Origin of the sequence: Streptomyces sp. NPDC006174 (assembly GCF_040614075.1) — a bacterium.
Taxonomy (GTDB): Bacteria; Actinomycetota; Actinomycetes; order Streptomycetales; family Streptomycetaceae; genus Streptomyces.
Map to the genome: position 1 here is coordinate 413244 of NZ_JBEXTJ010000003.1, position 13019 is coordinate 426262.

At 73.3% G+C, this 13019-nt stretch carries 10 protein-coding genes, 1 pseudogene and 1 riboswitch; of the genes and pseudogenes, 1 reads left to right on the top strand and 10 read right to left on the bottom strand.

Translation table 11 applies throughout. The features are described 5' to 3' along the window. Window positions 1–167 precede the first annotated feature (167 nt). The gene (locus ABZ267_RS09400; RefSeq protein ID WP_356752003.1) at window positions 168–1196 is read left to right on the top strand and encodes a PRC and DUF2382 domain-containing protein; all 1029 of its coding nucleotides are present in this window, start codon (window positions 168–170) and stop codon (window positions 1194–1196) included. A gap of 114 nt (window positions 1197–1310) precedes the next feature. On the opposite strand, the gene ABZ267_RS09405 is transcribed toward ABZ267_RS09400, so the two are convergent. From ABZ267_RS09405 to ABZ267_RS09450, 10 genes and pseudogenes are all read right to left on the bottom strand, one after another. Next, on the bottom strand, window positions 1311–2090 hold the full coding sequence (locus tag ABZ267_RS09405) for an ABC transporter ATP-binding protein (RefSeq protein WP_356752005.1): 780 nt from the start codon (window positions 2088–2090) through the stop codon (window positions 1311–1313). Beyond that, window positions 2087–3184, bottom strand: a complete 1098-nt coding sequence (locus ABZ267_RS09410) for an iron chelate uptake ABC transporter family permease subunit (RefSeq protein WP_356752007.1) — start codon at window positions 3182–3184, stop codon at window positions 2087–2089. The genes ABZ267_RS09405 and ABZ267_RS09410 overlap by 4 nt, the downstream gene beginning before the upstream one ends. Window positions 3185–3213: 29 nt before the next feature. Beyond that, window positions 3214–4041: pseudogene (locus tag ABZ267_RS09415) on the bottom strand (ABC transporter substrate-binding protein); the annotation flags it as partial. A gap of 60 nt (window positions 4042–4101) precedes the next feature. Then, window positions 4102–4287, bottom strand: a riboswitch (cobalamin riboswitch). A 104-nt stretch (window positions 4288–4391) separates the two neighbouring features. Beyond that, a complete protein-coding gene (locus ABZ267_RS09420; protein WP_356752009.1) occupies window positions 4392–5621 on the bottom strand; it encodes a beta-ketoacyl-[acyl-carrier-protein] synthase family protein in 1230 nt (409 codons plus the stop codon). After that, window positions 5618–5899 carry an acyl carrier protein gene (locus ABZ267_RS09425; protein WP_356752011.1) on the bottom strand — a complete coding sequence of 94 codons (282 nt, stop codon included), beginning with the start codon at window positions 5897–5899 and terminating at the stop codon, window positions 5618–5620. Before ABZ267_RS09425 ends, ABZ267_RS09420 begins: the two co-directional genes overlap by 4 nt. Window positions 5900–6006: 107 nt before the next feature. Continuing rightward, window positions 6007–8061, bottom strand: a complete 2055-nt coding sequence (locus ABZ267_RS09430; protein WP_356752013.1) for an acyl-CoA dehydrogenase — start codon at window positions 8059–8061, stop codon at window positions 6007–6009. A 63-nt stretch (window positions 8062–8124) separates the two neighbouring features. Further along, the gene (locus ABZ267_RS09435; protein ID WP_356752015.1) at window positions 8125–9381 is read right to left on the bottom strand and encodes a beta-ketoacyl-[acyl-carrier-protein] synthase family protein; all 1257 of its coding nucleotides are present in this window, start codon (window positions 9379–9381) and stop codon (window positions 8125–8127) included. Then, window positions 9365–10399 (bottom strand): beta-ketoacyl-ACP synthase 3, encoded by a 1035-nt coding sequence (locus ABZ267_RS09440; protein WP_356752100.1) that lies wholly within the window; start codon window positions 10397–10399, stop codon window positions 9365–9367. Before ABZ267_RS09440 ends, ABZ267_RS09435 begins: the two co-directional genes overlap by 17 nt. A gap of 178 nt (window positions 10400–10577) precedes the next feature. Next, window positions 10578–11513, bottom strand: a complete 936-nt coding sequence (locus ABZ267_RS09445) for a carbohydrate kinase (RefSeq protein ID WP_356752017.1) — start codon at window positions 11511–11513, stop codon at window positions 10578–10580. A gap of 112 nt (window positions 11514–11625) precedes the next feature. After that, window positions 11626–12981, bottom strand: a complete 1356-nt coding sequence (locus ABZ267_RS09450) for an MFS transporter (RefSeq protein WP_356752102.1) — start codon at window positions 12979–12981, stop codon at window positions 11626–11628. Window positions 12982–13019: the final 38 nt, after the last annotated feature.

Consider the following 13019-nt stretch of genomic DNA (forward strand, 5'->3'; position numbering starts at 1 on the left):
TCAGCGCGCTCGTACGGGGCCAGCAGGCACCGGCGGGCCGCCGAAGCCCCTGCGGCCGGGTGGCCGGGCGGTTGCAGCGTCCAGGTGCGTGGGGCGCGATGGAAGCCGGACGTGCCTACATCTGGTGGAGCCACCCACAGGGCGCGCCCAGCGAGGAGGGTTCGGTTATGGGAGCCGCTGACGGTTTCACGGATTCCGGAGAGCTCGACGGTCTGACCGTGTACGACAACGACGGCGAGAAGGTCGGCAGCGTGGGCCGGGTGTACGTCGACGACGACACCGGCAGGCCCGACTGGGTCACGGTCAAGACCGGCATGTTCGGCATGAAGGAGAGCTTCGTACCGCTCGCCGGAGCCCGTCGAGTGGGCTCCGACCTGCATGTCTCGCACTCCAAGGACACGGTCAAGGAGGCGCCGCGCGTCGACGCGGACGCCCACCTGTCCGTCGCCGAGGAGGAGGAGCTGTACCGGCACTACGGTCTGACCAGGAAGTCCGGCAACCTCGGTGACAGCAAGGGCACCGGCACGGGCGGCGACGCCCGTACGGTCGCCGGAACCGGCGCCATGGGCGCGGCCGGAGCCGGCGCGGGTGCGGCGGGCGCGGCCCGTGGCACGGGCACGCCGCCGAACGCCAAGGCGACCGGCAGGACGACCACCACGGGCGCCGGAGCCGCGGGCACGACCGGAGCGGCCGGTACGGGCAAGCACCGCGACACGGACATGTCCGCCACCTCCCGTCCGCTCGCCGGCGCCGGAGCCGGCACCCGGGCCGCCGACATGAGCGGCAAGGAGGAGATGATCCGCTCCGAGGAGCAGCTGCACGTCGGTACGGAGGAGTACGAGAGCGGCCGGGCCAGGCTGCACAAGTACGTGGTGACCGAGGAGGTCACCCGGTCCGTGCCCGTCTCCCACGAGGAGGTGCGGGTGGTCCGCGAGCCCCTGCGGCCCGGTGAGAAGGTGACCGGGACCACGGACCTCGGCGAGCAGGACGTGGAGGTCACGCTGCACGCGGAGCGCGCCACCGTCCGCAAGGAGGCCGTCCCGGTGGAGCGGGTGCGCCTGGAGACCAACAAGGTCACCGAGCAGAAGGAAGTCTCCGCCGAGGTCCGCAAGGAGAAGATCGACTACGGCGACGGCAAGGACATGGACACCGGCAAGGACACCGGTGGCGAGTTCGGCAAGGGACGCCGCCGCTGACGGCGCATCCCCTCCGGCGGCCGGAAGGCCGCTCCCATGTCCTCGGCCTCCGGGCGGGCCCGTGCGAACGGGTCCGCCCGGAGGGCTGTCCGGGTGCCGCCCTCAGCCCGCTGTTCAGCGCCGCGGCAGGAACCGTACCGAAGGACGTCCGTCCGGCCCGTCCGCGGTGACGACCGCCCGTACGCCGTAGGCGTCCTCGATCAGCTCCTCGGTGATGACCTCGGCAGGCGTGCCGCCCGCGATGACCCGGCCCGCCTTCATCACGGTGATCCGGTCGCGGAACATGGCCGCGAGGTTGAGGTCGTGCAGCGCGATAACGCTGGTGAGCGACAGTGCGGCGACCAGGGCGAGCAGCGCCAGCTGGTGCTGGATGTCCAGGTGGTTCGTCGGCTCGTCCAGGAGGAGTTCGCGCGGCTGCTGGGCGAGCGCGCGGGCGATCTGGACGCGCTGGCGTTCGCCGCCGGAGAGCGTGTGCCAGGACTGCGCGGACCGGTCGGCGAGTCCGGTGCGGAGCAGCGCTTCGGTGACGGCTTCCTCGTCCGCGCGGTCCGGGGCGGACCAGGCGCGGCGGTGCGGGATGCGGCCGAGGCGGACGACGTCCAGGACGCTGAGGTCGACCTGGGTGACGGCGTGCTGGTCGACCACGGCGATCCGGCGGGCCACGGTGCGGCGGCCGAGGCCGGCGAGCGGGTCGCCGTCCAGGGTGACGGCGCCGGTGTCCGGAGCGAGGAGGCCCGCGAGGATCCGCAGGAGCGTGGACTTGCCGGAGCCGTCGGGGCCGAGCAGGCCGACGGTGGCGCCGGGCGGCGGCGCGATGTCCACGCCGTCGAGGATGAGCCGGCCGCCGGCTTCCCGGCCGACCCGCTCGGCGCGCAGGCATGTGGAAACGCTCATGACGTACTCCGGGTCCGGTACAGGACGGCGACGAAGGCGGGAACACCGATCAGCGCGGTGACGACGCCGACCGGCACCTCCTGCGGGTCGAGCACCGTACGGGCCAACGTGTCCACCCAGACCAGGAAGACCGCTCCGGCGAGCGCGGTGACCGGCAGGAGCCTGCGGTGTCCGGAGCCGGTGAGCGCGCGGGCCGCGTGCGGGAGGACCAGGCCGACGAAGCCGATCGCTCCGGCCGAGCTGACGAGGGCCGCGGTCAGCAGCGCGGTGGTGCAGAGCAGCACGATCCGGGTGCGGGCGACGTTCACGCCGAGCGCGGCGGCGGCGTCCTGCCCGAAGGCGAAGGCGTCGAGCGTACGGGCGTGGGCCAGGCAGATCACCAGGCAGAGGGCGAGAACGGCGGTGCAGAGCGCCACCTCGCCCCAGCCGACGCCGCTGAGCGAGCCGAGCAGCCAGAACAGCACTCCGCGGGTCTGCTCGGCGTCGGCGGAGGTCATCACGACGAACGAGGTCAGAGCGGAGAAGAGCTGCATCGCCGCGACACCGGAGAGCACCACCCGGTCGGTGGTGGAGCCGAGCGTGTGGCTGAGCAGCAGGACCAGCGCGAAGGAGCAGATGGCCCCGACGAACGCTCCGGCCGAGAGCGACACCGCTCCCCCGCCGACACCGAGGACGACCACCACGACCGCGCCGGGGGAGGCTCCGGAGGAGACGCCGAGGACGAAGGGGTCGGCGAGCGGGTTGCGCAGCAGCGACTGCGTCACCGTGCCGCACACCGCGAGCCCGGCACCGCACACGGCGGCGAGCAGCGTACGCGGCATGCGCAGGTTCCAGATGATGCCGTCCCGGATCGGGCTCAGCTCCGAGGCGCCGAAGCCGAGGTGGGAGGCGACGGCGGACCAGACGTCCGGGACGGAGATCCTGGCCGGCCCGATCGTGACGGCGACGGCTATGGAGAGCAGCAGGAGCAGGAGTCCGCCGGTCCAGATCAGCGCCTGGACCGGCGCGCCGACCCGCCGTACGTCAGTGGGCCGCTCCACCGTCAGGCTGTCGCTCACACCGCGAGCCTTCACCGTCGGATTCCCGCCGCTCACCCCGCGAGTCCGAAGTCGCGCAGCCCGGCGGCGACGGTCTCCCAGCTGATCTGGGGCCATTCGTCGTGGGTGTCGTCGAAGACGTTCTTCGCGCCGAGTTCCTTGGTGATGACACCGGGCGCGCCGCAGCAGCCGGCGAGGTAGGGAGCCTTGGAGTCGGAGAACCAGTAGAGGAGCGAGGTCTTCGAGGCGTCGATGCCGTCGGTGGCCTTCGCCGCCCGGGCCCGGAGCTTCTTCACCAGGGCGTCGTCGCGCTCGGGGACGCCGAACACCTGGGACAGTTCGCGGACTTCGGTGTAGACGCTGTCCATGGTGAGCGGTGCGGTACGGGCTCCGTCACCGCCGCCGCTGTTGTCCTTGCCGGTGCAGTCGGCAGGCGAGACGTAGGCGGGGACGCCGAGCTTCTCGAACTGTTCGCGCGGTGCGACGCCGCCCTTGGCGAGCGTGGAGGCGAAGGAGGCGGAGAGGAAGTCGGGCTCCTTGTCGAGGACCCTCTCCGAGGAGGGCCGGTTCTCCGAGATGCGCTCGACGCTCCTGTTGGCCTTCTCCAGGCCCTTCATCACCGGGTCGCTCCAGGTCGCGGTGCCCGCGAGCCGGTCGGCGAGGCCGAGCGAGAGGAGGATCTCCGTCGATTCCTGGTCGACCGGGACGGCCCGCTGAGGCGGCGCCTTCACGGTGATAGTGCGCCCGCAGTTCTTGAGGGTGAGCGGGAAGCCGTCGGCCTTGGCGCCGCCACCGCGGCCGCCGTCGTCGGCGGAGAAGGTGGTTCCGCTTCCGCCGCAGGCGGTGAGGAGGACGACGCCGGCCGCGAGGAGGACGGCGGTGCGTATCGGTGCGGGGGTGGCCTTGGACAGCACGGAGGACCTAGGTGTCTCCGGGCCCAGCCGCGGAGCCCGTCGTACGGTCCCGTGCCCCGGGTGCGGAGCGCGGGTGCCAGCAGGTCTTCGGACTCGGGTTCGTCCGGACGGAACGCCTTCCCGGAGAGCATGCGCTCCAGTGGCCGTGGCCCCGCCCGTCCCCCTCACCGCTGCGCGTCAGTTCCGGTCTCGCACCGGATTCCCTGACCCCGTCGCTGGGGTTCGACTGGCCCCGGCAAGCTATCACGGGTCTTCGTGCAGCTCAGAGCCGGTGCGGGACCGCTTCTTCGGTCGGGCCGGTGCGGCGCGGGATCGTCCCGCCGCACCGGCCCGGCAGCCGGCGGAGCGGCTTATGGAGCCTGGAGCGCGATCACCGCGTTCTGTCCGCCGAATCCGAAGGAGTGGCTGACGGCCCGTCGTACGGGCATCTCACGCGGGACCTTGGTGACGCAGTCGATGGCGAAGCCAGGATCCGGGGCGTCCAGGTTGGCGATCGGCGGGACGATGCCGTGCTGGAGTGTCAGGACGGTCAGTCCCGCCTCGATGGCTCCGGCCGCGCCCATGCAGTGGCCCAGTACGCCCTTGGGAGCGGTGACGGGCGGCCGGTGCGGGTAGGCCCTGCCGATGAGAGCGGCTTCCGTCGCGTCGTTCAGTGGAGTCGAGGTGCCGTGCGCGTTGACGTGGTCGACGTCCTCGGCGCGCCAGCCCGCGTCGGCCAGCGCCGTGTCGACGGCGGCCTCGGCGACCGCACCGGAAGGATGCGGAGAGGTCGGGTGGTGGGCGTCGGTCGTGGCGCCGGTGCCGGCGAGCAGCGCTCGGGGGGCCGCTCCTCTGGCACGGGCGTCCTCGGCCCGTTCCAGGACCATGATCGCGGCGCCTTCGCCCATGACGAGCCCGGCCCGGTCGGCGGCGAAGGGGCGGCAGAGGCGGGCGGGGTCCCCGTCCTCGTGCCGCAGCGCCGCCGCGCCCGAGCGGGCGAAGCCGGTCATGGCGACCGGGAAGACGATCGACTCGGTGGCTCCGGCGATCGCGATGTCGCACTGGCCGAGCGCCAGCATGTCGCGGGCCACGGAGAGTGCGGTCACACCGGAGGAGCAGGCCGTGCACGGGGCCAGGCTGGGGCCGGTGGCCTTCATCTGAATGGCGATCTCGGCCGCGGGCATGCTCGGGATGGTGAGCAGGATGCCCGACGGCGAGGTGGCCTCGGGGCCACGCCGCTCCAGCGCGACGGCCTGTTCGGTCAGTCCGGCGGAGCCTCCGCTGCTGGTGCCGACGACGACGGCGACGCGGCCGCCGTCCCAGTGGGCCGGGTCGAGCCCGGCGTCGGCCACCGCCTCCCGGGCGGCGAGGACGGCGAACTTGACGTACCGGCCCATCCGGAAGGCGGTCCGGCCGCCGACCGCCTCGTCGAGGTCGATGCCGGAGACCGTACAGGCGAAGTCGACGGCGCAGCCGTGCAGTTCGGGGACGGTGCGGGCGAAGGACTCGCCGCGGCAGACCCCGTCCCAGGTGGTGTCGGTGGTGTGGCCGGCCGGGGTGATCATCCCCAGGCCGGTGACGGCGATGGCGGGTCGGTTCATCGGGTGTTGCTCACCGGCACCGCACTGCCTGCCGCCTCGCCGCCGACGGCCGCGTCGATGAACACGGAGATGTCGGCCAGCGTGGCGTCCTTGTAGAGCTTCTCGGAGTCGGCGCTGACTCCGAGGGTCTCCTTGATGATGACGGCGAACTCGGCGACCGCCAGGGAGTCCATCTCCAGGCTGTCCATCGTGGACTCCGGCAGGACTTCGGCCGCGGGCACCTTGAACGTCTCGGTCAGCACCTCGGTGATCTTCGGGTGGACGGTCTGGCTCTTCACGGTGTTTCCTCTCATCGGGACTCAGGGGAGCTCGTCGGCGCCTCTGCCACGGCGGGCGGCGGTACGCACGGGCCCACCGCCGAAATAACTGGAGGACGATCCTCCGGTTACGCCCTGGGGCGAACCGATTCGTCTACGCTCACCTGCGGCTTCTCGAACCACCGGGAGAGCACCGACGTGGTTCCCCAGTACGCCAGCAGCACACCGCGCGTCCCGAGCGCCGCCACCTTCTCGCGCAGCGGCCGCCGCCGCTTGCTGCCACAGGCGGGCCGCCGGAATTCCGCCGTACGACGTCCGGCTCCGCCCGCCGTGCGGCCCACCGCTCCGCCCGACCTGCGGTCCCGGTGCCAGGAGCCCTCCGGGTCGTCGTAGGCGTCCGCGTAACCGGGTCCGGCGATCGGCCAGTCCGACATCAGCCGCTCCGGCAGCGCGAACGACCCCACCAGGTCCGGCGCGTGGAGCGCCACGGTGGCGATGAGCCGCTCCACCGCGTCGGGCAGTGAGGACACCTGTTCGGCGGTCAGCCGTCCGGCCGCCAGCAGGTCACCGCTGTGGCGGGCGATCCACTGGAGGGCGAAGAGGCGGTGCAGCTCGGTCAGCCGCTCACGGGCCGGGCCCGGCGGCAGTGAGGCCGCCGCCTGCTCGTACGCCTCACTCGCCTGCCGGTAGCCGTACGCCTCCACGCCGCGCAGCGCCGCTCCCGAGGCCGCGTTCCACCGGCCGAGCGGGTCGCCGGACGGAGCGGCGCTGATCCGCTCCCGGGCGCGGTCGAACCAGATGTCCTCCACCGCCGCGAGCAGTCGGCCCAGGAAGCGGGTGTCGTCCAGCTCGCCGGGGCTCTCCGCCTCCTCCTCGTCCCGGACGGTGACGCTGAACAGCATCTCGGCGGCGGCCTTGGCGTGGACGGCGAGGTTGTCGCCTTCGGCGGTGATCGCGCCTTCGATGCCGGTGAAGAGTTCGGTCATGCCGTTGTTCTCCAGCAGCCCCTGCGCACCGCACCGCTCGCGGCACTCGACGATGACGCCGCGCGCCTGCCAGGTGATCCACCCCTTGGCAACGGCCACCAGGCGCTCCGCCTCGTCCCGGTCGGCGGCCGCCGCGGACTCCCAGCGGTCCAGGGCCCTGCGGTGCAGGAGGCTCATCGCGAAGACGGTGGCCATCGCGCCTGCGAGCGGGCCGTGGTGGGTGCGGTGCGCGTAGACCGGCACCCGCCGCGAGCCGCGCGAGCCGGAGACCAGCCGGTGGCCGGCGTACCGGATCGCGAGAGCGAGCGTGACCCGGGCGGAGCCGACCGCGCAGGCGCTCATGGAGAGCTTGCCGGGCGTGACGCGGCCGATGGAGAGGAGGAACCGCCTTCTGCGGTTGGCCAGTTCGCTGGTGAACCGCCCGTCCGCGCCGATCCGTCCGTGCTCTCCGGCGAGCAGCGCCTCGCGCTCCACGAAGTACCGGTCGAAGGAGGTGAGGCAGTGGTCGACCGGCGAGCCCATCCGGGCCGGAAGGCGCCGGACCCGTACGCCGGGCAGGGCGGTCACGGCGTCGGTGAGCGGCGCGAGGAAGAGGAAGACGCCGTGGTCGGTCCCGTCGGCGAGGAGGCGGGCGGCGACCACGCCGGTCTTGGGGCCGCCTGCGGGGCTGGTGTTGGGCATGAACTTCTGAGCGCCGGAGTTCGGCGTGTGCAGGACGAAGCCGTCGCGGTCGCGGTCGTACGTCGCGGTGGTCTCGACGGCCGCCGCGTCGTTGCCGTGCGCCACCTCCGTACAGAGGAAGGTTCCGATGTTCCGCAGCTCCAGGAAGTCCGAGAGGTCGCGGAGTGTGCCCGGGTCGTGGTCGAGGAGGGAGCCGAGGAAGAGGTTGTAGTGGATGCCCGCGACGGTGGTCAGCGCCGGGTCGACCGGGCCGAGCCATTCGTGCAGCGCGGCCAGCGCGCGCGGGTCGGCGGCAAGCCTCGCGCCGCTGTCCAGCGCGTCGTTGAGGATGCGGAGCCGGTGGTAGGAGAGCGCGAGCCGTTCGTCGGAGGTGCCGCCACCGGAGCGCCGAAACGGTTCTGTTGTGAGCAGCCGTCGCCAGAACCCGTGCTCCTGGCGGAAGTTGTCGCCGTAGAGCACTCTGGTGAGCAGATCATTCGTGGAGGGACTGGGTGGTTCATGCGTGGATACGGTCACGACAGAGTAACGATCAAGGAACGGCGAGGACACCCCTCGCCGTTCCCGAACGGCCCTGCGGGGTCAGGCGCGTTGGAAGGCGAGCGCCACGTTGTGTCCGCCGAAGCCGAAGGAGTGGCTCACCGCGCGCTCGACCTGTTGGTGGCGGGGCTCCTTCACCACGCAGTCGAGCGGGAAGCCGTCGGGGAGAGCGTCCAGGTTGGCGATCGGCGGGATGAGGGAACGTTCCAGCGTCAGGACGGTGGCGACCGCCTCGATCGCGCCCGCCGCCGCGAGGGTGTGGCCGATGACGCCCTTGGGTGCGGTGACCGGCGGACGGTGCGGGAAGAGCCGGGAGATGAGGGTGGTCTCCATGGCGTCGTTGAGCGGGGTGGAGGTGCCGTGGGCGTTGATGTGGTCGACCTCGCCGGGCGTCCAGCCCGCCTGGTCGAGCGCCGCCTGGACCGCGCGCTGGGCGCCGCGTCCGTCGGGGGCCGGAGCGGTGGGGTGGTGGGCGTCGGTGCTGGAGCCGGCGCCGGTGAGCAGCGCGCGGACCCGGCCGCCCCGGGCGCGGGCCGCCTCCTCACGCTCCAGCACCAGCATGGCGGCGCCTTCGCCGATCACGAAGCCGTCCCGGTCGGCGGCGAACGGCCGCGACGCACCCGCCGGGTCGCCGGTACGGGTGGAGAGCGCGCCCATCCGCGCGAACGCGGTCACCACCAGCGGCGTCAGCACCGACTCGGCACCTCCGGCCACCACCACGTCACAGCTTCCGCCGAGCAGCAGATCGCGGGCGACGGCGATCGCGGTGGCCCCGGAGGCGCAGGCGGTGGCGGGCGCGAGGCTCGGACCGCCCGCCTTCAGCGCGATGGCGACCTCGCCGGCCGCCGCGTTCGGGATCATCATCGGGACGAGCAGCGGCGAGACCGCCTCCGGCCCCGAGGCCGCCAGCTTGGCGGCGTTGTCCACCAGGACGGAGACACCGCCGACGCCGACGCCGAGCACCACGCCGACGCGTCCGCCGTCCCACACCGCCGGGTCGAGACCGGCGTCGGCGACGGCCTGCCGGGCCGCGACGACGGCCAGTTTCACGAACCGGGCCATCCGCCACACCGAGCGGCCACCCACCGCCTCGTCCAGGTCGACGGCGTCGACCGGGCAGGCGAAGTCGACCGGGAGACCGGCCAGTTCCTCGCAGTGCCGGGCGGTGGAGTGCCCGGAGCACAGCCCCTCCCAGAAGCTGTGCTCGTCAGCCCCTGCGGGTGTCACCAGGCCGACCCCCGTCACCGCGACCGCGGTGCCGGTGGCGGCTCCGGTGCCCTGATCAGCGGACTGCGACATGCTGTGTTCCTTCCGTAGAAATCGTCGAGTTGGTCTGCGGGGTCCCCGGCCACCGAAGTGCCGCCGAACCCCAGGTCAATCCGCCCCCGAACGCGGTGAGCAGCACCCGGTCCCCGCTCCGGAGCACTCCTCGGCCCGCCGCGTCGGCCAAGGCGAGGGGGATGGAGGCGGCGCCGGTGTTGCCGACCCGCTCCAGATGGGTGACGCAGCGCTGCGGCCCGATGCCGACCCGGTCCGCGACCGCGCGCAGGATACGGGCGTTGGCCTGGTGCGGCACGAAGTGGTCGACCTCGGCCGGCTCCCAGCCCACCCGTTCCAGGAGCGTCCGGCAGGAGCCGGTCATCCGCTCGACGGCGTGCTGGTAGACGGTCTGGCCCTGCATCCGGAAGTACGCGTCCGACAGCGCGGGCGGCTTCCCGTCCGCGCGGGCCCGGGCACCGCCGCCGGGAACGGTGATCAGGTCGTGGCCGGTGCCGTCGCTGCCCAGGTCGAAGGCGAGCAGCTCACCGGGGTCACCGGTCCGCCCGGCCGCCACCAGGGCCGCGCCCGCCCCGTCGCCGAAGACGACTCCGGCCGAGCGGTCCTCCGGGTCGAGCCAGGTCGAGTAGACGTCGGCACCGACCAGTAGGATGCGCGCGTACAGCCCGGAGGCGACCAGGCCGTGGCAGAGCGCGAGCCCGTAGACGAAGCCGCTGCACACGGCGGCGATGTCCAGCGCCGGTACGGTGCCGAGCCCGAGCCGGGAGGAGAGGGCGGGCGCGGTGCCGGGACAGAGGTGGTCTGGCGTGGCGGTGGCGAGGACCACCGCGTCCACGGATCCGGCCGCCGGCGAGTTCGCGAGCAGCCGGGAGGCGGCCTCGTAGGCGAGGTCGCCGGTGGCGATGCCTGGCCCGGCGCGGTGCCGGCTGCCGATCCCCGTACGGCGGCGGACCCAGGCGTCGTCGACGCCCCACCCGGCCGGAAGCTGGTCGTTGGAGACCGGCTCGCCCGGCACCCAGCCCGCCACGCTCTCCAGCACCGCCGTGCGCGCGCCACCTTGCGCTAACGCGCGCTCCCGCCGGCCCGCCCCGCTGTCCACTGCCCGTCTGCTCGCCACCCGCTGCCCCGATCCCGTTGTCATACTGCGAACGGTTGACGAACGGCGGAACGCCTGGCGAGGGTGCGTTCGACTGGGCCGAACGGGTCATGACGGTTTGTCAGTTGCTTACGAGCGCCTCCCCGAGCTCCTCCGCGTCGGGCGGATTGGCGCCGGCCCGGGAGACGGTGACGGCGGCGGAGGCCACGGCGTGGCGCAGTACGTCGGTGACGGTGTCCCGGTCCACGGCGTGCAGCCGCTCCCGCGCACCGGCGCCGAGGAGACCGTGCGCGGCCAGCGCGTGGAGTGTGCCCGACATGAACGCGTCGCCCGCGCCGACGGTGTCCACCACGTCGACCGGCGCGGCCGCCACCGTGATCCGGCCGCCGGGCAGCACGGCCAGGGCCCCGTCACCGCCCCGGGTCACGAGGACGACGGCGGGCCCGCGCTCCAGCCAGCGCGCCGCGACCTTCTCCGGCTCCTCGCCCGGATACAGCCACTCCAGATCCTCGTCACTGGCCTTGACCAGGTCGCTCAGCGCGACGCACTCCTCGACCCGGGCCACGGCCGCCGCGTGGTCGCCCATGAGAGCGGGCCTCACATTGGGGTCGTAGCTGACGGTCGCGGTGGCGCGAGCGGCCTGCACGATGTCCAGCACCGTGGCCGACCCCGGCTCCACCACCGCGCCGATCGAGCCGGTGTGCACATGACCAGGAGCGGGCTCCACGGCGACCGGAGCCAGAGTCCAGGCGATGTCGAACGCGTACGAGGCCTGCCCGGTGCCGTCCAGTGTGACGACGGCCGACGGGGTGGCGGTCGCGGAGCCGTCGGTGCGGACGGTGACGCCGGCGGAGGCCAGGTGGTCCCAGATGAGCCGCCCGTTCGGTCGGTCCGGGCCGAGCTGCGTGAGAAGGGTGGCGCGGTGGCCGAGGCGGGCCAGGCCGTAGGCGACGTTGGCGGGGCTGCCGCCGGGGTGGACCCGGTCGTCCTGGTCCGGCTGTCGGACGATGTCGGCGACGCATTCGCCGACGACCAGCAGTTCGGTGTGGTCGTGCATCGGGGTGGATCTCCTCAGCTGCTGTGACATGGGTGTGCCGCGTCCTCCACACCCATTCAGCCCGATCCGGCCCCGCGGACGGAAGCCACCGCGAGCATCGGGCACCGGCCGGTCACCGTTCGGACGCCGATCCGGCCGGAACGGTCAGCGCAGCGGCCGGCTTCCGCGGATCCCCGTCGGTCCTGCGTACCCAGAGCATGGCTCCGGCCAGCACGACGACGGCGGCCAGCAGCCAGGGCAGCGGGCCGAGCGGCAGGGTCCCGACGGCCAGCCCGGCACCGGCGGCCACCAGTTGCAGGGCGAGCGACTGGACGGAGAGCGCGGTGGCACGGCCCGAGGCGTCGACCCGGCGGTGCAGCAGGTCGTTGGCGTTGGGCGCCGCGACGCCGAGCCCCAGATAGACGAGCCCGAAGCCGGTGACGGCGACCGTCGTGGCGAGGGTGCTCGTCGAGCCGGTGGTGATGCCGAGCAAGGTGAGCCCGAGCACCACCACTCCGCGGCCCGTCAGCACCGCGCGTCCGCTACTGCCGGTCAACCGGGCCGCGAGCGGGCCGAGTTGGCTGCCGAGGGCGGAGCACACGAACCCGGCGCAGGCGAGCTGGGCGAAGAGCAGCGCACCGGACTCGGCCGTCCCCATGAGGGCGGCGGCCCGGCGCGGGATGAGCAGTTCGACCGCCGCCAGCGCGGCCCCGGTGGTGCTCGCGGTCAGCAGGAGGCGCCGGATCACGGTGTCCTGGCCGCCGAGCCGGAGCCCGGCGCCGATGGCGGCGGGCACACCACCGACGACTCCGGCCAGGGTGGCACGGGGTCGGGGCGGTTCGGGCAGGGCGCTCACCACGTACAGCACGAAGACGATCTCGACGAGCGCGCCGAGGAGCGCGGGCACGGAGAGCAGGATGACGAGCCCGCCGGTCGCGTCCGTCAACCACTCGCCCACGCCGGGGCCGAGGCCGAGGAGCCAGGGCAGGCCGCCGCCGAGCAGGGTGCCGAGCGCGAGGGCGGCCGACATGGCGGAGCTGCCGCGCGCCAGTCCCGTACGGATGTCGGCGCCGGGGCCCGCGTGGGCGTGGACGGTGTCGACGTACCAGGCCTCGGCGGGTCCGCTGGACAGAGCGCGGGCGCAGCCCATCAGGACCATGCCGAGCGTGATGGCCCAGGCGGTCGCGGCCAGGCCGAAGAGGGTGAAGGCGGTGGCGTTGAGCAGTCCGGCGGTGGCCAGGACGGTGCGCCGGCCGATGACGTCGGAGAGCCCGCCGGTGGGCAGCTCCATCGCGGCGGCGGTGAGGGAGTGCACGGCGAAGAAACCCGCGATGGCGGCGAGGCCCATGCCGCGCTCGGTGTAGAGGAGCACTCCGGTCGCGATGGACATGCCGATGGGGAGCCAGAAGAGGAACGAGACCGTGGCGAACCGGCGGCGCGCGGTCAGCGGGTCGAGGCCGTGACGGACGAGCGTGGGCGGGGACGGTATCGGCCCGCCGTCGCCGGGGGCCGGCGTCTCCGCTCTAC